Source organism: Stenotrophomonas sp. P5_A9, from assembly GCF_056400525.1.
This window is the reverse complement of record NZ_JBFULC010000058.1, coordinates 1-18,581: the sequence shown is the minus strand read 5'-3', so window position 1 is coordinate 18,581 and position 18,581 is coordinate 1. Positions and strand designations below refer to the sequence as shown.

The window sequence follows — 18,581 nt, the reverse complement described above, 5'->3', positions numbered from 1 at the left end:
AAGGGCCAGGGTCAGTACGCGTTTTCCCGCAGCCACGCATGCACGCTGCGGATGTCCGGCAGGGCGAAAACGGCGGCGCTGGGGCTGCGCGCGCCGACCAGTACGCTCCAGCCATGCTGGGCGTTGGCGGCGTCGAAGCCGAATTCATCGGTGAGGTCGTCGCCGAGGAACACCGGCAGGCGGCCTCGGAAGGGATATTCCTGCATCAGCTGTTGCAGGGCGCGGCCTTTGTCGCTGCCCTGCGGGACGAATTCGACGACGTGGTCGCCCGGTTGCAGGCGGTAGCCGGCGTGTCCGCGGATGTGGCGTTCGGCGAACGCGCGCACCTCGTCGGCGGCATGCGGGGCACCGCGCCAGTGCAGGGCCAGGCTGCGGCCCTTGTCTTCGACCAGCACACCGGGGTTGCCATGCGCGAAACGCATGGCCTGCTGGTGTACGGCGTGCAGCCATTCGCTGGTATCGGCGCTGTTGGCCTGGCTGTCGATGTGGCCATCGGCGCGACGCAGTTCATGACCGTGCAGTCCAGCGGCGGGGAGGTGAAGGGGCGCGAAGAGGTCGTCGAGCTGGTTGAGCGGGCGGCCGCTGATGAGGGCGACGGCGCCTTCGAGGCGATCGCTGATGCGGCCGATGGCTTCGCGGACTTCGGGCAGCAGCGTGACCGCTTCGGGGTCGCGCTCGAATTCGATGAGGGTGCCATCCACGTCGAGGAACAACGCACAGGCATCGTCCAGCAGTGGCGGCGACGGACGCGGGGGGAGGTCGTTGGCCATGCGTGCCAACATGCCATTCACGGTGTGATTGTTAGGTCATGGGCGTGCGTTGCGTGCCATGTTCACGTGCGGGAAGGGCAATGCCCAGCCTTCTCTAATATGGGGTGTGCCGAGGGAAGAGCAGCCGACCATGGGTCGGCTCTACCGTACCCCCTCACCAGTAGAGCCGACCGTTGGTCGGCTGCACCAATGATCAGAACGTATACCGCACCCGACGGTAGGGCCGGGTGCGTGCGCCGACAGAAGAGCAGCCGACCATGGGTCGGCTCTGCCGTACCCCCTCACCAGTAGAGCCGACCGTTGGTCGGCTGCACCAATGATCAGAACGTGTACCGCACACGCCCGGTAGAGCCGGGCCATGCCCGGCTGCACCAATGATCAGAACGTGTACCGCACCCGCCCGTAGTAATACGCACCATTGCTACCAATCGGCGACAACACGTCATACGGCAGGTTGCCGTAATAGTAGATATCGTCGTTGGACAGATCCGAATAATTGTCGGTCAGGTTCTGCCCGCCAAGGGCCACGCTCCACTGCGGGGTGATCTTGAACTCCACTTCCGCATCCAGCTGCCATTCCGCCCCATACGTCTGGCGCGGGACGAAGCCATCGCCGAAGTTGAACACGCGGGTGACACTGCCATAGCGGCTGACCCGGCTGCTCAGCGACCAGCGGTCGTCACTCCAGCTGGCGGCGAGCGCGGCGCGGGTGCGCGGGGTGGCATCGGTGAGGGTGTTGGTTTCTTCCACGCCGAACAGCACGTACTCCGGATCCAGCGCGAGCAGGCTGGCCGGGGTGGCCAGTACGTTCTTCAACGTGGTCTTGGTATAGGCGTAGGTACCGGTCAACAGCAGTTCGCCATCGCCCAGCGATTGCCGCCAGTTGCTCACCAGCTCGGCACCGCGGGTGCGGGTGTCGGCGGCGTTGACGAAGAAGCTCGCGCTCTGCAGGCCGGCCACGCCGAACTGCTGCTGCACGTAGTCGGTGAGTGCATCGCCGGTGATGCTTTCCGACAGCGCGATGCGGTCATCGATGTCGATCTGGAAGAAGTCCAACGACACATCGAAGTGGTCGCCGATGCGGCTGGTGAAGCCCAGGCTGGTGTTGAGCGACTTCTCCGGCTTCAGGTCAGAAGCGCCCAGGCCGCGTGCGATGGGATTGTTGACCGACAGCACGCGTCCCTGCACCAGCTGGCCGGCGGCGTTGTAACCGGTGGAGGTGGATTCGTAACCGATCTGCGCCAGCGACGGCGCGCGGAAGTTGTTGGAAATCGCGCCGCGCAGCGCGAAGGCCGGGGTGAATTCATAGCGCAGGCCCAGCTTGCCGGTCAGTTCGCCGCCGTAGTCATCGCTGTGTTCGTAGCGCGCGGCCAGGTCGCTGGAGAAATGCTCGCCGAACTGGCTGGACAGGCTGGCATAGGCGCTGGCCACATCACGCGACAGCGAGGTCGCATCCTGCGGAGTCAGCCCGCCGCCGGCCTGCGAGCCGGTCGGACGATCGGTGAACGGGCCGGCGGCGTAGCTGCTCGGGTCGCCCGGACGGGTCTGGTAGTGGTCACGCCGCGCTTCCACGCCCAGGCCGAGGCTGTGGGTGATGTTCTCGCCCTGGTTGAACACGCGGCCCAGGTCGAGGTTGGCCACGGTCAGTTCGTTCTGGTAATCGCCGGTTTTGAAGCGGGTCGGGCTGGTCGGACCGAGCGAGGCGTTGAGCGAGTTGCGCAGGCGGTAGGTGAAGCGGTTGGTGCCGTAATCCAGGCTGGCGTCGTAGTTCCACTCGCCCCATTGGCCCTTCGCACCGGCCACGGCCTGCACGTCGCGGTTCTCGCCTTCGGAGATCGGGCGGTAGCCGTTGGGATAGACCTGCGCCCAGTTGGCGTCGCTGTCGGGGTAGCGGAAGTAGTTGGCGCCTTCGCTGTCGCGCTGGTTGAACGTGCTGAAGAAATAGAACTTGGAGGTCTCACCGAACGGCAGCTCGGTATTGATCCAGGCGTTGAGGTCACGGGTCTTGCCATCGCCAAGCACGTAATTGCGCTTGCCCTGCAGCGCCAGGTTGGTATCGCTCTGGTCCCACGGCGGGATCTGGTCGAAGCCGGCGCGGTTGGTGCCTTCGTGGTTCTTCAGCTCCAGGCCCACGCGCAGGAAGCCGCCGTCTTCGCCCAGCCGGGTGCCGACCTTGGCACTGGCATAGCTGGTCTGGCCGTCGGTGACGGTGCGGTCGATCGGCTTGAGGTCGGTGTGGTTGGCGCCGAAGCTGGCCTCGAACGCGCCGCCTTCCGGGGCGTCGTCGAGAATCACGTTGATCACCCCGGCCACCGCATCGGAGCCGTACAGCGCGCCGGCGCCGTCGCGCAGCACTTCGATGCGCTTGATCGCGCTGATCGGAATGGCGTTGAAGTCTACCGGCGTGGTGCCCTTGCCGATCTTGCTGTCGGTGTTGACCAGCGCGCTGGTGTGGCGGCGCTTGCCGTTGACCAGCACCAGGACCTGGTCCGGCGAGAGCCCGCGCAGCTGCGCGGCGCGGATGTGGTCGGCACCGCCGGAGTTGGATTGGCGCGGGAAGTTGAACGAGGGCAGCAGCGCCTGCAGCGCGCTGCCCAGTTCACCGTTGACCACGCCAGCCTTGCGGATGTCTTCGGCGGTGAGCACGTCCACCGGCGAGGTGGATTCCAGCACGGTGCGGTCCACCGCGCGGGTGCCGGTGACGATCACGGTGTCCAGCGTGGTGGCCGAGCCGGGCGCGTCCTGCGCAGTTGCATCCTGGGCGAGCAGGGGGGAGGAGAGGACGAGCGCGATGGCAAGGCCAAGGCGCGACGCGGACGGACGGGACATGCGGACTCCAGCAGGACGACGAGGGGGGGGGGACGGGGAGTGGCGTCGCCGACTAATGGTCGGCGCTACCAATCCATCCGGATGAAGCGATATATTATCTTCGCGTGATGTCCCTGTGTGACGCAAGCCCCATCGGGGTGGTTATAAGCAGATAGCCGTTGGCGATCTGCACCGGACCTGGATGTCCGGCACGCTCCTTCCCTGCCTGTCCCTGTGTTTCCGGAGAGTTGTCCATGAAGTTCCGCACCATCCTGATCGCCCTGGTTATGGCCACCAGCGGCTGTGCCACTGCCGCCCCGGCCGCCAAGCCGACCCCGCCCGCCACCGCCACGGCGACCCTGCAGGGCGACGCCGCGCGCCCCGATGCTGCTGCCGGCTGGGTGCGCAGCGAGCTCTATTTCGGTGTGGGAGAAGAAACCGGCGTGGCCGACCGACCGCAGACCGAAGGCATCACCGACGCGCAGTGGCGCGCCTTTCTCGACAAGGAAGTCACCCCGCGCTTTCCGGACGGCCTGACCGTGTTCGACGCCTACGGCCAGTGGCTGTTCCGCGGCGCGGCCGAGCCCAACCGCCTGCGCACCAAGGTGCTGGTGGTGCTGCACGAGAACACCCCGCAGCGCCGCGCGGACATTGAAGCGATCCGGCTGGCGTGGAAGCAGGCCACCGGTCATCAGTCCGTGTTGTGGGCGCAGCAGGCGGTTGAAGTATCGTTCTGAGCACGCGCGCCACCTTGGCGCGGCAGGAGGCCGGCATGAACGAGATCACCCGTGGGCGTTGCGTGCTGCTGTTCGGGCTGGCGTTGGCCGCCTGCGCGCCCGTGGCGCAGGCGGCGGCAGCCGATGCGGAGCTGCGCATTGTGCTTGGACCGGGCACGGTCGCTACCGCCCGCGTGGAAACGCAGGGCACCATTGCGCTGCTGCTGCCCTCGGGTCGGCAGCAGCGTCTGGACGGCGTAGCCGATGCCGATGGCAACGCGCGCTTGAGCCAGCTGGACGTCGACTTCGACGGTCGCCCCGAACTGGTGGCACGCGCTTCGGTAGGGCAGGTCAACGAAGCGGTGGCGGTGTACCGCTTCGACCCAAAGCAGGGACGCTTCGTGCCGCTGACGCTGCCGACCGGTTCGCATGCGCAGTGTGGCGAGCTGATGGGGCTGGACGTGGATGCCGCCAACCGCACCCTGAGCAGCAGCTGCCGCAGTGGCCCGATGTGGTACGTGGACCTGTACCGCTATCACGCGGGGCGGCTGTATCTGTATCGCGCCGAACGCGTGCTGATGCTTGGCGATGCGCTGGAGGCGACGATCTTCGTCAAGCAGACCGCCGACACTGGCCCGATGGCGGTCTGGAGTACCTACGACCCGGCTGGCAAGGTACTGGAGACCGCCATCTCCGATGGTCTGGTCGCACCGCGCAATGACCGCCCATTGCTGCCCTTCAGCGGCGAGGTGGTGCCTGCGCGGGTGCCGCTGCATGCGCGGCCCGGCGACACCAGCACCCGGCGTTACCTGGTGCGCGGTGACCGCGTTGAACTGCTGGACGAGCAGGACGGTTGGGTGAAGGTGCGCTATGCCAACCCGACGCGAGGCGACATCGTGGGGTGGGTAAACGCCAATCCATGATCTGATCGCCCGGGTTCGCACATGGGGATCACTTTCGCAGGTCTACCCTGACGCTTCCCCCAGGTAGTGGACGTTCCCTCATGAGCAAGCGCGTTGCCGAGATCGTGGTTGAAACCCTGCAGGCTGCCGGTGTCCGTCACTGTTACGGCATCGTCGGCGATACCCTCAACTACGTCACCGATGCCATCCACCACAGCGAGATTGAGTGGGTGCACATGCGCCATGAGGAAGTGGCTGCGTTCGCTGCCGGCGCCGAGTCGTTGATCAGCGGGCAGCTCACCGCCTGCGCCGGTTCCTGCGGCCCGGGCGGCCTGCACTTCATCAACGGCGTGTTCGAGACCAACCGCAACCGCGCGCCGATGGTGCTGATCGCCAGCCAGGTGGTTACCGCCGAGCTGGGCATGGAGTTCCCGCAGGAGGTTGATTTCAAGGCGGTATATGCCAGCTGCAGCGTGTTCTGCGAGCAGGTGCACAGCCCGCAGCAGGCGCGCCGCGTGGTCGCGCTGGCCTGCCAGGCGGCGATCAGCCGGCGTGGCGTGGCGGTGGTGATCCTGCCGGCCGATATCAGCGAGGCCGAGGTCAAGCACGATGTGCCGTTCTCGGTGCATTACACCCAGCCGGTGCTGCGCCCCAGCGATGACGAACTGCAGCGCATCGCCGCGCTGATCGCCGATGGCAAGCGCATCGGCATCTATGCGGGTGCCGGCTGCGAGCATGCCCATGACGCACTGGTGGCGCTGGGCGAACGGCTCAAGGCACCGATCGCGCACACCTCGCGGGCCAAGGATTTCGTGGAGTACGACAACCCGTACAACATGGGCATGACCGGCATCTTCGGCATCGAATCGGGCTACCACACGCTGATGGCCTGCGACACGCTGTTGCTGCTCGGCGCCGACTTTGCGTGGGGCCAGTACTACCCGGACAAGGCCACGCTGATCCAGGTCGATCGCGATGGCAGCCATCTCGGCCGCCGCCATCCGGTCAACCTGGGCGTGGTCGGCGACATCGGGCCCACCCTGGAGGCGCTGTTGCCCCTGCTGCCGCCGCGCGAGGACCGCAGCTTCCTGGACGAGTGCATCAGCCACCGCGACAAGGCGCTGGCAACGCGTGCCAAGGAAGAGGAACCGGGCGAGGGCGAGCTGATCCACCCGCAGCACCTGACCGCGCTGATCAACCGCTACGCCAGCGACGATGCCTTGTTCACCGCCGACGGTGGCTCGCCGATGGTATGGATCCTGCGCCACATCCGCGTCAATGGCCGTCGCCGCACCCTGACCAGCCTGCTGCACGGCACGATGGCCAATGCCATGCCACAGGCACTGGGCCTGCAGAAGGCGTATCCGGGCCGGCAGGTGATCTCGCTGTCCGGCGATGGCGGCATCGCGATGCTGCTGGGCGACCTGCTCACGGCGGTGCAGGAAAACCTGCCGATCAAGGTGGTGGTCTACAACAACAGTTCGCTCAACTTCGTCGAGCTGGAGCAGAAGGTCGAGGGTCTGCTGGACAACTACACCGACCTGAAGAACCCCGATTTCGGCCGGCTGGCCGAGGTGATCGGCTTCTACGGGCGCACCGTGACCCGCTCGGAGGACCTGGAGCAGGCGGTGCAGGACTTCCTGGCCCACCCTGGCCCGGCGCTGCTGGACGTGCACACCAGCCCGACCGAGCTGGTGATGCCGCCGCAGGTAGAGGCCAAGCAGGTAGCCGGCACCGCGCTGTATGCGGCCAAGGCCCTGCTCAGCGGACGGGTGGGCGACGTGCGCGACCTGCTCGCGAACAACTTCCTCAACAAGCCCTGAGGCAGCGCCGGCGCCGCAGGGATGCCGAAGGGACCAGGTAGTGCCGGCCGCTGGCCGGCTCCTCCGAATCCTGCAGGGGATATCGGAAGCCGATCACCGGCCGGCACCACCGGGACAGGTCAGCGCGCAGCGGCGTCCGCCCCCTGCGCAGGCGCACCGATGTCCCCCGGCGTTCCATCCATGTGCCTGTTACTACGAGCGGTGAGGCCCTACCATCGGCTACCCCCTCCCCACGGTCGTCCTTGCGCATGTCCGCCTCCGCTCCCGTCCGCTCCGGACCTCCCCGCTGGTTCGTCGCCGGCGATTTCAACGGTTTTTTCGGTCTGGTGGTCGACAACCTGTCGATCCTGGGCTTCATCGCGATGGCGCTGGTCAGCATCTTCCAGTTCCCGGCCGACGTGGTATTCGGCCGCATGTTCCCCGGCACCGCCTTTGGCGTGCTGGTCGGCAACGTGCTCTACACCTGGATGGCGCGACGCCTGGCCACGCGCACCGGGCGTGATGATGTCACCGCGATGCCGCTTGGCCTGGATGCGCCCACTAGCATCGGCATGGCCCTGTTGGTACTCGGCCCGGCGTTCCTCGCCTTCAAAGCGCAGGGTCTGGCGCCGCATGACGCGGCCATCGCCACCTGGCAGCTGGGCATGGCCTCGCTGGTGATCATGGGCGTGCTGAAAGTCATCCTGTCCTTCTTCGGCGAAGCGGTTACCCGCGCACTGCCGCGTGCATCGCTGCTGGGCTCCATCGCCGGCATCGCGATCGTGCTGATGGGCTTCCTGCCGCTGCTGGAAACCCTGCGTTCGCCGATCGTCGGCTTCGTCACCCTGGGCCTGCTGCTGTACGTGCTGCTCGCCAAGCGCAAGCTGCCGATCCGCGCGCCGGGCGTGCTGGTCGCGTTCGTGTTCGGCACGATCCTGTATTACGGCCTCGGCCTGGTCGGCCTGGGCGCACCGGGCTTCCACGTGCCCGACTGGACGCCGCCGCAGGTGGTGCTGCCGTGGCCCACGTTGGGTTTCATTGAGGGCCTGCCGACGGCAATCACCTACCTGCCGCTGCTGCTGCCGTTCGGCCTGCTGATGGTGGTGGGTGGTATCAACGTCTCCGAAAGCGCGCGCGCGGCCGGTGACGACTACCGCACCCGCGACATCCTGCTGGTCGAAGCGGTGGCGACGCTGGTCGCCGGGCTATGCGGCGGTGTTGCGCAGACCACGCCGTACATCGGCCAGCCGGCCTACAAGCACATGGGCGCGCGCAGCGGCTACACGCTGCTGACCGGCCTGTTCGTGGGCATCGGCGGCATGCTCGGGGTAATCTCCGGGCTGGTGCAGTGGCTGCCGTTGGCGGTGCTGGCACCGATCATCGTATACGTGGCCATCGACATCACCACGCAGGCCTTCCAGGCCACCCCGCGTGAACACGCCGGCGCGATGGTGCTGGGCTTCCTGCCCTCGGTGGCTTACCTGCTGGCGATCAAGGCGCCTGGCTGGATCGCACCGGCGCAACTGGCGGCGATGACCTCCACGCTGGACGGCCACGGCCTGCCCGAGCTGGCGGTGGTCTTCACTCTGGGCAATGGCTTCATCATCACCTCGATGCTGTGGATCGCCGCGGTGGTGGCGATGATCGACGGCAGGCTGCTGCGCTCTTCCGGTTTCCTGCTGGTGGCGGCGGCGCTCACCCTGTTCGGGTTGATCCACTCGGTGGACCCGCGTGGCGGCATCTATCTGCCGTGGCAGCTGGTGGGCTTGCCGAAGATCATCATGTGGCAGTTTGCCGGTGCCTACGTGGCGCTGGCCGGATTGCTGGCACTGCTGTCGTTGCAGAAGCAGGAACGCTGACGACGGGGAGGGAGTGCCGGCCGTTGGCCGGCGCCAAGTGGCCGCGCTACCGCCCGGTGGCCGGCCAGCGGCCGGCATTACGATCCGGGGCGGTGTGCGGCAATCAGGTGTCGCCATCCAGCTCGGGGTAGTGGCGGAAAATGCCGTTGGTGTTGAATGCAAGGCGGCGGTCGGACGCCAGGTAGGCAGCGATGTTCGGCCGCCGTTCCACCCGCTCCTTGAGCGCGTGCAGCAACGGCGACGCGGGCCACAGCGCCTGCATGCGCCGCGGGAACATGTACTCCAGCCCGCTCAGCAGCTGGAACAGTGACAGGTCCACGTAAGAGTGCTCGCGCAGCGGATGACGCTCGCCGTTGTCCTTCAGCACGCCTTCGAAGTAGCCCAGGAATTTCGGCAGCCGCTCGGTCCGCATCGCCGCGGCGCGTGCCTTGGCTTCGTGCTTCTGGTCCTCGTAGTACGTCGATGCGGAGATCGGGTGGTGGGTGTCGTGCACTTCGGCGACCAGGTCGGCGATGGTCAACTGCAGCTGCAGCGCCTGCTGACGGCGTGAGGCCGCCTCGGGCACCAGGCCGAGCTCCGGCGCAAGGTAGTCCAGGATCGCGCCCACCTGGGCGATCACCTGCCTGCCACTCTTCAGAAAAGGCGGGGCGAACGGGCGCAGGCCGTCTTCCTTGCCCTGCAGGAACGGCTGCATCACCGCGTCGCCATGCACGCGCGCCATGTCGGTGTAGGCCGCGCCAGCATCTTCCAGCGCCAGCCGGATGAACTCGCCACGGCCCTGGATGCCGGTCCAGTAGTAAAGCTCGTACTGCATCACGGTGCTCCACAAGAACAGTGCACAGCATCGGCGTGCCCATGCTACGCGGGCGTGAGCGTGTGTGGCGGCGGGCGTGGCAGCGGTTCATCGCGCCTGCGGGATGATGCGGTGTCAACGCGCATCCTGCGGTCGTGCAGGTGCGCAGGGAACCCCGCCCGATGGCGGGGGTCATACGGTGTCCAGGCACGTGCAACGCGAGGTACGGCAACATGCAGAAGAGTGGAAAGGCGATCTGGCCGTGGGTGTTGGGTGTGGTGGTGATCGGCGGTGCGGGAACGTGGTTGTTCAGCGACACCCTGCGCGGTCTTGTCGATGACATAAAGGTGCCCGTGCAGGCGCCGGCAGCACAACAGGGTACGGATACGAAGATATCGCCCGTTCCTGCATCACCTGCGGCGCCAGCGCCGCCTCCCATCCAGCATCCGGTCGATCCCCGGGATGCGGCCGATCCGGCACTGCCCTCCCTGGCCGACAGCGATGGGCCGGTGTTCGACGCACTGTCGTCGCTGTTCAACGGCGACGGCGCACTGGTACTGCTGTTGCGCGATCATCTGATCCAGCGCGTGGTCACCCATATCGACAACCTCGACAAGCCCAGCGTGCCAACGCCCGCGATGGCGGTACGTGCGTTGCCCGGCAGCCTGCAGGTCGAGACGGGGGATGGCACGATGCACATCGCGGCGACCAACGCCGCGCGCTACGCCCCCTACGTGAAGGCCTTTACCGCGCTGGATGCGGCGGCGGCGGGCAAGGCCTATGTGCGCGTCTACCCGTTGCTTCAGCAGGCGTATGCAGAACTGGGGCAGCCCAACGCGTACTTCAACGACCGGTTGGTGGCGGTGATCGACCACCTGCTGCAGACACCGGAGCCGCCGCGCCCGTTGTCGGTGACGCGCGATGAGCGCGGCCGCTATCGCTTTGTCGATCCCGCCCTGCAGGCACGCTCGGTGGGACAGAAGCTGCTGCTGCGCATGGACGCCGCGCAGTCACACGCAGTGAAACAGCAGCTGCGGGCGATCCGCGCGGCAATCAGCCGCGGCTGATGGCGGGCGCTGCCGCCGGTCCGGAGGTGGGAAGGGCGGCGCGTTGGCGGCAGGCAGCAAAGCAGGGCGCGTTTCGTGCGGCGCTTGACGGGGGACAAGGACGGTCGCTGAGGGCGTCGTAACGCAGGCCGTCGAACTGGCCAGAACGAGCATGCGGCGCGCCAGCGCCGGCAGGCCGTCGCGCATTGCATCCAGCTGCTGAAGCACGTCAGGCACCAGGGCCTGGCGCCAGAACCCGTTGGCCGCCAGCCCGCGCGCTACCGTGGCCAGCAACGCCCGCGGCGCGTGCAGGGCCGACAGGTCACGGTCGTGCAGCAGGCGGGCGACGGTGTCCTGGTGACGTCGGCAGCGGTTTCCCGGCAGGCCACGCGACCCCCCAGCCAGCCCTGCGGCGGCGAGGGTAACGGGACAGCGTGCCGACGATCTCGTGTCGTGGCTGCATGGGAATCACTCTAAAAGCCACACCAGGCAACGCCGAATGCTGAATAGTAATGATACGTATTCGCATATATTGAGGTGCGAGCGCTGTATTGCCAGCCCGGAGTGTCTTGAATCACTGCGCGACAACCGCATATCCGTTACATCTGCCAGCCAGGCTGGCCATTACACGAAAGAGGAACTCCCCATGCGGATGGACAAGCTCACCTCGCGTTTCCAGCAGGCGCTGGCTGACGCGCAGTCGCTGGCCGTGGGCCGCGACCACAACATCATCGAACCGGTGCACGTATTCACGGCGCTGCTGGACCAGCAGGGCGGCAGCACGCGCCCGCTGCTTTCCCAGGCCGGGGTCAACGTGCCGGTGCTGCGTGAACGCCTCAACGATGCGCTCGATGCGCTGCCGAAGGTCTCCGGGCAGGAAGGCAACCTGTCCATCGGCAACGACCTCAACCGCCTGCTCAACAACACCGACAAGCTGGCCCAGCAGCATGGCGATGCCTTCATCGCCAGCGAGTGGTTCGTGCTGGCCGCGCTGGACGACAGCGGCACGCTGGGCATGGCGCTGCGCGCCGCCGGTGCCGACAAGACCCGCATCGACGCGGCGATCGACAAGATCCGCGGCGGCGAGAGCGTGCAGTCGGAGAACGCCGAAGAACAGCGCCAGGCGCTGGAAAAGTACACCATCGACCTGACCGCGCGCGCCGAGAGCGGCAAGCTGGACCCGGTGATCGGCCGTGACGAAGAGATCCGCCGCACCATCCAGGTGCTGCAGCGCCGGACCAAGAACAACCCGGTGCTGATCGGCGAACCCGGCGTGGGCAAGACGGCCATTGTCGAGGGCCTGGCCCAGCGCATCATCAATGACGAAGTGCCCGAAGGCCTGCGCGGCAAGCGCGTGCTGTCGCTGGACATGGGCGCGCTGATTGCCGGTGCCAAGTTCCGTGGTGAATTCGAAGAACGCCTCAAGGCTGTGCTCAACGACCTGGCCAAGAGCGAAGGGCAGGTGATCCTGTTCATCGATGAGCTGCACACCATGGTCGGCGCGGGCAAGGCCGATGGCGCGATGGATGCCGGCAACATGCTCAAGCCTGCGCTGGCGCGTGGCGAGCTGCATTGCGTGGGCGCCACCACCCTGGATGAGTACCGCAAGTACATCGAGAAGGATGCCGCGCTGGAGCGCCGCTTCCAGAAGGTGCTGGTGGGCGAGCCCAGCGTGGAGGACACCATCGCGATCCTGCGTGGGTTGAAGGAAAAGTATGCCGTGCACCATGGCGTGGAGATCACCGACCCGGCGATCGTCGCCGCCGCCACGTTGTCGCACCGCTACATCGCCGACCGTCAGCTGCCGGACAAGGCCATCGACCTGATGGACGAGGCGGCCTCGCGCATCCGCATGGAGATCGACTCCAAGCCGGAGGAACTGGATCGCCTGGAGCGTCGCGTGATCCAGTTGAAGATCCAGCGCGAAATGCTCAAGAAGGAAAAGGACGAGGCCTCGCGGCAGCGCCTGGCCGATCTGGAAAGCGATATCGATGCGCTGGAGCGCGAGTTCTCCGACCTCAATGAAATCTGGAAGTCGGAAAAGGCCACGCTGCAGGGCGCCACCAAGATCAAAGAGCAGATCGAGCACGCCAAGCTGGAGCTGGAATCGGCCCAGCGCCGGCAGGATTTCGGCCGCATGAGCGAAATCCAGTACGGGCAGTTGCCGCAGCTGGAAAAGCAGCTGGCCGCCGCGCAGGAAGTGGAAACCACCGAGTTCAAGCTGGTCCAGGACCGGGTCACCGCCGAGGAGATCGCCGAGGTGGTCTCGCGCTGGACCGGTATCCCGGTCAACCGCATGCTCGAAGGCGAGCGCGACAAGCTGCTGCGCATGGAAGACATGCTGCATGACCGCGTGGTCGGCCAGGAAGAGGCGATCAAGGTGGTGTCCGATGCCGTGCGTCGCTCGCGTGCCGGCTTGTCCGATCCGGATCGCCCGAGCGGCTCGTTCCTGTTCCTGGGCCCCACCGGCGTCGGCAAGACCGAGCTGTGCAAGGCGCTGGCCGAGTTCCTGTTCGACAGCACCGACGCGATGATCCGCATCGACATGAGCGAGTTCATGGAGAAGCACAGCGTGGCCCGCCTGATCGGTGCGCCCCCGGGGTATGTCGGCTACGAAGAGGGCGGCTACCTCACCGAGGCGGTGCGTCGTCGTCCGTATTCGCTGATCCTGCTGGACGAGGTGGAGAAGGCGCATCCGGATGTGTTCAACATCCTGCTGCAGGTGCTCGACGATGGCCGCCTCACCGACGGCCAGGGCCGCACCGTGGACTTCCGCAACACCGTCATCGTGATGACCTCCAACCTGGGCTCGCACCAGATCCAGGACATGAGCAGCGATGACAGCCCGGAGGCCTACACGCAGATGAAGGCCGCGGTGATGGGGGTGGTGCAGGCGCACTTCCGCCCGGAGTTCATCAACCGCCTGGACGACATCGTGGTGTTCCACCCGCTGGACAAGGTGCAGATCAAGCAGATCGCGCGCATCCAGATGCAGGGCCTGGAAAAGCGCCTGGCCGAACGTGGCCTGCGCATCGAGGTCAGCGACGCCGCCTTCCAACTGCTGGGCAATGTCGGCTTCGATCCGGTCTACGGCGCGCGGCCGCTCAAGCGCGCAATCCAGTCGCAGATGGAGAACCCACTGGCGCAGAAGATCCTGTCCGGCGAGTTCCTCAGCGGCGATGTGATCCGCGTCGACGCAGCCGAAGGCAAGCTGGTGTTCGTGAAGGGCTGATCCTGTCCCGTGCCTGCGGCCTGATAGCCGTTTGGCCTCACGCCATGCGGCATTGGCATGAACCCCCGCCCCGGCGGGGGTTTTTTGTTCGGTATCGTCAGCGTTCAACCGGAGGAGACGAGATGTCCGAGCACGGCAGTCCCCCATCACCGTGGCGCACGGAGACCATCGCCGTCCACGGCGGCTACACGCCCGATCCAACCACCCGCGCGGTGGCGGTGCCGATCTACCAGACCGTGGCCTACGCCTTCGATGACACCCAGCACGGCGCGGACCTGTTCGACCTGAAGGTGCCGGGCAACATCTACACCCGCATCATGAACCCCACCACGGACGTGCTGGAGCAGCGCATCGCCGCGCTCGAAGGCGGCATCGGCGCGCTGGCGCTGGCCTCCGGGCAGGCCGCCATCACCTACGCGATCCAGACCATCGCCGAAGCCGGCGACAACATCGTTTCCTCCAGTGCGCTGTATGGCGGCACCTACAACCTGTTCGCGCATACCCTGCCGCAGTTCGGCATCCAGACCCGGTTTGCCGACTACAACGATCCCGAGGCGTTCGCGGCCCTGATCGACGACCGCACCAAGGCCGTCTTCGTCGAGTCGATCGGCAACCCACGCGGCAACATCACCGATATCGAAGCGGTGGCGAAGATCGCCCACGCGCACGGTGTGCCGGTGATCGTGGACAACACCGTGGCCACCCCTTACCTGCAGCGCTCGTTCGATTTCGGCGCGGACATCGTGGTGCACTCGCTGACCAAGTATCTCGGCGGCCATGGCACCAGCCTGGGCGGCGCCATCGTCGATTCGGGCCGCTTCCCCTGGGCCGAGTACAAGCAGCGCTTCCGCCGGCTCAACGAGCCGGACGTGAGCTACCACGGCGTGGTCTATACCGAGGCGCTAGGCCCGGCGGCCTACATCGGCCGCGCGCGGGTGGTGCCACTGCGCAACACCGGCGCGGCGATCTCCCCGTTCAATTCGTTCCTGATCCTGCAGGGCATCGAAACCCTGGCGCTGCGCATGGACCGGATCAACGCCAACGCGCTGGCGGTGGCGCAGTTCCTGCGCGACCACGCCAAGGTGGACTGGGTGAACTATGCCGCGCTGCCGGACCATCCTGAGCATGCGCTGGTGCAGAAGTACCTGCGCGGCCACGGCTCAGGCGTGCTCACCTTCGGCCTGCCCGGTGGCCGCGCCGCCGGCGCACGCTTCCTGGATGCGCTGCAGTTGTTCACCCGCCTGGTGAATCTGGGCGATGCCAAATCGCTGGCCACCCATCCGGCCTCGACCACGCACCGCCAGCTGGACGCGGCCGAGCTGGAGAAAGCCGGTGTAAGCGAAGACACCGTTCGGCTGTCGATCGGCATCGAACATATCGACGACCTGCTGGCCGACCTGCAGCAGGCGTTGGCGAAGGCGTAGAGGTGGGGCCCACGGCGGCCGGTGCGGGCCGTCCGCCGTGGGGTTTTTGACGCCGCCGAGGCTGCGCTATCGGCTTGGGGCATGTGCTGGCCACGCAGGGCGGCGGCGCGGGCTAGACTCGTTGCGCGTGCCGATCAACGGTCGACACCGACGATGACGGGCCTGCAACTGCGCAAGATCGGCCACGCGCCGTGGCGGGCACCGACGCATGCTGGACGTCACCCGACACGGAGCCCGTCATGAGCCGCATTGCTCAGTTACGCCAACGCCACGGCATCGACCGTGTGATCGCCCACCTGCAGCAGTGCCTGCGGAGCGGCGAGCCCTTGCCCGATCTGGATGCGCTGGCGGCCATCGCGCACCGGTCGCCGTTCCATTTCCATCGCCTGTACCGCGCGCTGACCGGCGAAACGCCGGGGCGCACCGTGGCCCGCCTTCGCCCGCTGCGCGCGCTGCAGTTGCTGGCCCGCGCCGACAGCCGGGTGACCGAGGTAGCGCTGGAGGTGGGTTTTGAAAGCCCGCAGGCGTTGGCCCGCGCCTGCCGGCAGGCCGTGGACGCCACGCCCAGCGCCCTGCGCGAGGATGCGGCGCTGCGCGCGCACTGGCAGCAACGACTTGCGCTGCCGGCCGGTGACGGCAACGACGACATGACCCCGCTGCAGGTGCAGGTGACTGCGCTGGAGCCGTTCGACGTGGTGGTGTTGCGCACGCGCGGCGCCTTCGACGACCTCGACCAGGCGTTCGGGCAGGTGTATGCCTGGGCTGCGGAACAGGGCCTGGCCGACCACTTGCAGGCGCTGGTGGGCATCGCGCTGAACGACCATCGCGATGTCCCGGCCGACGCGTGCGAGTTCGAGTGCGGCATGGGCTTTGGCCGCGCCTTTGACGGCATCCCCGCGCCATTGCGTGCGCTGACCCTGGGCGGTGGCGAGTATGCCGTGCTGCGCCATGTGGGCAGCTACGCCGGATTGGACGCGGCCACCGACGCACTGCTGCGCCAGTGGCTGCCCGACAGCGGGCACGCACTGCGCGACGCGCCGCTGTACTACCACTACCTGGACGATCCCGAAGACGTGCCCGAGGCGATCCTGCGGGCGGACATCTGCGTGCCGGTGCGCTGACCGGACACACGGCCGGTACGCGCGGCTGGAATGAACAGCAGCCACCCATGGGGTGGCTCTACCGGGGGTGTGTTGACGTGGTGATACGTGGCGCATCGGTGCGGCGGTATGTGGCGCATCGGCGCGCCAGAGGTAGAGCCACCCCATGGGTGGCTGCGCGCGGTGCCCGAACGCGACGCGGACACGCGATCCGCGCCGCTACACCACCGGGATGCTGTGCTTGCCCAAGGTGCGGTACGGCGGGGTCGCCATCACCATCTCGGCCAGCGAATAGGCCAGCTCGCGCTCGGCCATGACCGTGCCGTCGGCGCCATGCTCGAGCAGGTGCTTCACTTCGGCATCGCTGTGCGCGCGGGCCAGCAGGGTCAGGCCCGGGTTCAACGCGCGCAGCTTGGCCAGGGTCTCACCAGCTTCCAGCGGCTGCGGGATCGCCAGTACGGCGATCTTGGCGCGCTCGGGATGGGCCTCGGCCAGCACCTTGTCCGAGGCCGCGCTGCCGCGGATGCCGGGCAGCCCGGCCGCGTGCGCTTCGGCCACGTGTTCGCGGTTGTCGTCGATCACCAGCACCGGCACGCCACGATCCCGCAGCACCTGGGCCAGCGCGCTGCCGACGCGGCCGTAGCCGATCACGATGGCATGGTCGTGCAGGTCCAGCGACGGGCCGGGCGGCAGCTCGGTTTCCACCGCGGTCGGCGTGGTTTCCTGGTGCTTGAGCAGCCAGCGGTCGAGCAGGCCGAACACCAGCGGGTTGAGCATGATCGAGATCAGCGCACCGGCCAGCACCAGCGCCTGCCCGGTGGGCGGCAGGATTTTCAGCGTCACGCCGAGGCCGGCGATGATGAAGGCGAACTCGCCGATCTGCGCCAGGCTGGCCGAGATGGTCAGCGCGGTGCCGGTCGGGTGGCCGAACGCGCGCACGATCACGAACGCGGCGGCGGATTTGCCGAACATGATGATCGCTGCGGTGGCCAGCACCTGCCACGGATGTTCGATCAGGATCGCCGGGTTGAACAGCATGCCCACCGAGACGAAGAACAGCACCGCGAACGCATCGCGCAGCGGCAGTGAATCGTTGGCGGCCTTGTGGCTCAGCTCCGATTCGTTGAGCAGCATGCCGGCGAAGAACGCACCGAGCGCGAACGACACACCGAACAGCATCGCCGAACCGAACGCCACGCCAAGTGCAATGGCCAGCACCGCCAGGGTGAACAGCTCGCGCGAACCGGTACCGGCGATGCGTTCGAGGATCCACGGGATCACCCGCCGCCCCACCACCAGCATCACCGCCACGAACAGGCCCAGCTGCACGAAGGTCCAGCCGATGCTGGCCAGCACACTGCCGACGGTATGGGTTTCATTGGCCGCATCCGGACCGAACACGCCGGCCAACACCGGCATCATCACCAAGGCCAGCACGCAGGCCAGGTCTTCCACGATCAGCCAGCCGATCGCGATCTTGCCACGCTGGGTTTCCAGCAGGCGCCGTTCTTCCATCGCGCGCAACAACACCACGGTACTGGCGGTGGCCAACGCGAAGCCGAACACGATGCCGTGGATCACCGGCCAGCCCATCAGCGCCGCCAGGCCCCAGCCGAGCAGGGTGGCCACCAGAATCTGGCCGATGGCGCCGGGGATGGCGATGGCCTTGACCGCCATCAGGTCCTTCAGCGAGAAATGCAGGCCGACACCGAACATCAGCAGCATCACGCCGATCTCGGCCAGCTGGTTGGCCAGCGCCTGGTCGGCGACGAAGCCGGGAGTGAAGGGTCCTACGCAGATGCCCGCAACCAGGTAACCGACCAGCGGAGACAAACGCAGCTTGTTGGCCAGCGCGCCGAAGATGAAGGCGAGCCCCAGGCCAACGGCAACGATGTTGATCAGGTCGGTGTCATGGTGCATCGGGGCTCGCAGAACAGGGGAATGCCCCGATTTTCACCGATGCGGTGGTATCGAGCAAACATCGACGACCGCAAGGCTGTCATGTCCCCGTGGTCAGGTGATGTGCTGTCCGGGACAGGCGCGCGCGACAGGCAGGAATGCGCTGAATCAGGATTTGCCAGGCTGAAAATGCCCACGCCCCGGCGGACCGGGGCGTGGGATTCAACGGT

12 protein-coding genes are annotated in these 18,581 nt (G+C 66.9%); 8 read left to right on the top strand and 4 right to left on the bottom strand.

From position 1 onward, the window contains the following. Positions 1 to 11 precede the first annotated feature (11 nt). On the bottom strand, positions 12 to 770 hold the full coding sequence (gene otsB / locus AC1DR7_RS16335) for a trehalose-phosphatase (protein WP_256775502.1): 759 nt from the start codon (positions 768 to 770) through the stop codon (positions 12 to 14). A gap of 378 nt (positions 771 to 1,148) precedes the next feature. Next, positions 1,149 to 3,599: a TonB-dependent receptor plug domain-containing protein gene (locus tag AC1DR7_RS16330; protein WP_478052936.1), complete on the bottom strand. Its 2,451-nt coding sequence runs from the start codon at positions 3,597 to 3,599 to the stop codon at positions 1,149 to 1,151. Between the two features lie 233 nt (positions 3,600 to 3,832). Here AC1DR7_RS16330 and AC1DR7_RS16325 point away from each other — a divergent pair, with 233 nt between their 5' ends. From AC1DR7_RS16325 to AC1DR7_RS16310, 4 genes are all read left to right on the top strand, one after another. Further along, on the top strand, positions 3,833 to 4,315 hold the full coding sequence (locus AC1DR7_RS16325) for a DUF3574 domain-containing protein (protein ID WP_256775500.1): 483 nt from the start codon (positions 3,833 to 3,835) through the stop codon (positions 4,313 to 4,315). Positions 4,316 to 4,350: 35 nt separating this feature from the next. After that, positions 4,351 to 5,217: an XAC2610-related protein gene (locus AC1DR7_RS16320; protein ID WP_478051850.1), complete on the top strand. Its 867-nt coding sequence runs from the start codon at positions 4,351 to 4,353 to the stop codon at positions 5,215 to 5,217. A gap of 80 nt (positions 5,218 to 5,297) precedes the next feature. Beyond that, a complete protein-coding gene (locus AC1DR7_RS16315; RefSeq protein ID WP_457319083.1) occupies positions 5,298 to 7,019 on the top strand; it encodes a thiamine pyrophosphate-dependent enzyme in 1,722 nt (573 codons plus the stop codon). A 248-nt stretch (positions 7,020 to 7,267) separates the two neighbouring features. Continuing rightward, positions 7,268 to 8,857 carry a SulP family inorganic anion transporter gene (locus AC1DR7_RS16310; protein WP_478051851.1) on the top strand — a complete coding sequence of 530 codons (1,590 nt, stop codon included), beginning with the start codon at positions 7,268 to 7,270 and terminating at the stop codon, positions 8,855 to 8,857. Between the two features lie 103 nt (positions 8,858 to 8,960). On the opposite strand, the gene AC1DR7_RS16305 is transcribed toward AC1DR7_RS16310, so the two are convergent. Next, on the bottom strand, positions 8,961 to 9,671 hold the full coding sequence (locus AC1DR7_RS16305) for a glutathione S-transferase (RefSeq protein WP_256775496.1): 711 nt from the start codon (positions 9,669 to 9,671) through the stop codon (positions 8,961 to 8,963). Between the two features lie 212 nt (positions 9,672 to 9,883). Between AC1DR7_RS16305 and AC1DR7_RS16300 the strand changes: the two genes are divergently transcribed. The 4 genes from AC1DR7_RS16300 to AC1DR7_RS16285 all read left to right on the top strand — a co-directional run bounded on the left by AC1DR7_RS16300 (position 9,884) and on the right by AC1DR7_RS16285 (position 16,473). After that, a complete protein-coding gene (locus tag AC1DR7_RS16300) occupies positions 9,884 to 10,717 on the top strand; it encodes a DUF3014 domain-containing protein (RefSeq protein WP_457319081.1) in 834 nt (277 codons plus the stop codon). 625 nt (positions 10,718 to 11,342) lie between these two features. After that, complete coding sequence (gene clpB / locus AC1DR7_RS16295; RefSeq protein WP_478051810.1) at positions 11,343 to 13,928, top strand: ATP-dependent chaperone ClpB; 2,586 nt, start codon at positions 11,343 to 11,345, stop codon at positions 13,926 to 13,928. A gap of 122 nt (positions 13,929 to 14,050) precedes the next feature. Then, the gene (locus AC1DR7_RS16290; RefSeq protein ID WP_478051809.1) at positions 14,051 to 15,352 is read left to right on the top strand and encodes an O-acetylhomoserine aminocarboxypropyltransferase/cysteine synthase family protein; all 1,302 of its coding nucleotides are present in this window, start codon (positions 14,051 to 14,053) and stop codon (positions 15,350 to 15,352) included. 239 nt (positions 15,353 to 15,591) lie between these two features. Then, the gene (locus AC1DR7_RS16285; RefSeq protein WP_478051808.1) at positions 15,592 to 16,473 is read left to right on the top strand and encodes an AraC family transcriptional regulator; all 882 of its coding nucleotides are present in this window, start codon (positions 15,592 to 15,594) and stop codon (positions 16,471 to 16,473) included. Between the two features lie 198 nt (positions 16,474 to 16,671). Here the strand turns inward: AC1DR7_RS16285 and ybaL are convergent, their stop codons facing one another. Continuing rightward, a complete protein-coding gene (gene ybaL, locus AC1DR7_RS16280) occupies positions 16,672 to 18,372 on the bottom strand; it encodes a YbaL family putative K(+) efflux transporter (protein ID WP_256775491.1) in 1,701 nt (566 codons plus the stop codon). Positions 18,373 to 18,581 lie beyond the last annotated feature (209 nt).